The 1,089-nt window shown below is 34.3% G+C and carries 1 protein-coding gene and 1 pseudogene; both read right to left on the reverse strand.

Going from position 1 to position 1,089, the window contains the following annotated elements; translation table 11 throughout:
- Nucleotides 1-209: 209 nt before the first annotated feature.
- A complete protein-coding gene (locus CO726_RS31630; RefSeq protein ID WP_136699920.1) occupies nucleotides 210-845 on the reverse strand; it encodes a hypothetical protein in 636 nt (211 codons plus the stop codon).
- A pseudogene (locus CO726_RS31020) lies at nucleotides 845-1,089 on the reverse strand (hypothetical protein); the annotation flags it as partial. The gene CO726_RS31630 and the pseudogene CO726_RS31020, both read right to left, overlap by 1 nt.

The following is a 1,089-nucleotide window of genomic DNA, read 5'->3' on the forward strand; positions in this document are numbered from 1 at the left end:
CGAATTATTCCAAACAATGAGGAACACGGTACACATACAATTAAAACAAGGGATGAGCAATACTTTTTATATACTGCTGTGTATTTGAGCGGCATACTATCGCCAATTTCAGAAGAAGTATTTGAAGGATATGAAAGAAAGAACCTAATGGGTAGATAAAAGGTACTAAATGTAGATTCAGTACCTTTTCTATCTTTATATATAGTTCTTTACATATTAGCAAATAGCCATGGAGCGAGTACGGCCAACATACACAGCAAACAAGATCCTGTTATGACACGGTTAGACCAACGGTAATACTCGGGCTGTTTCGTACTCTCATGAATTCTTCTTAAACGAATACCTGCGATTAACATAAATGGTGTGAAAATAAGTGCTGTTGCTTTAAATAGGTTTAAAAAATCCGTAAAGATGTTCATAAACGAAAATACATCAGAACTGAACAAGAAGTATACACTTAATCTCATCGACATCATGCTGATAAATGAGAAAATCATACTTCCGGTTGCCCACTTCATCCATTGACCATTCTTTGTAATTAATGCCATAACCATGACAATAACGCCTAATACGAATGAAATAGAAAAGATGTTTACTCCTACTTTAAAAGCCGGTGCATACATACCCTCAATCTTTTGTATGATTGATGAGCCGAATGAATCATCTTTCTCTGTTGTTTTCGCTCGATTGTTCAATCCCTCTTGAAAGGATGACGAAAGATCATTCCCATTCGGTTTATTAAAATCTACTTTTACAGAAGCTTGAGCTGCTTGTAAGGGCATAAGTAGTAAAATCATTAAAATAAGCGTACATAGGACTCCGATCATCCCCTTTTCTTGTTTCATCATACATCACCCGCTAATTTTGGTTTAATGCTTTTTAATTTGATTTGATTTCCTTCCGCAACATAATAAAGATCTGCTGCATAATAGATATTTGCTTTCGTATATGCCCCCATAATAGCATTCGCAATTTCTTCCTTCTCTACTGCAATGTATGTTTCATTTTCATTGTAAAATTCTATTTCAATTCGATTAATATTATTATTTAGTACTGTGATATGTAACTCTTTTAGGCTATCTAGACGAT

This window comes from Bacillus fungorum, assembly GCF_002746455.1.
Classification (GTDB): domain Bacteria; phylum Bacillota; class Bacilli; order Bacillales; family Bacillaceae_G; genus Bacillus_A; species Bacillus_A fungorum.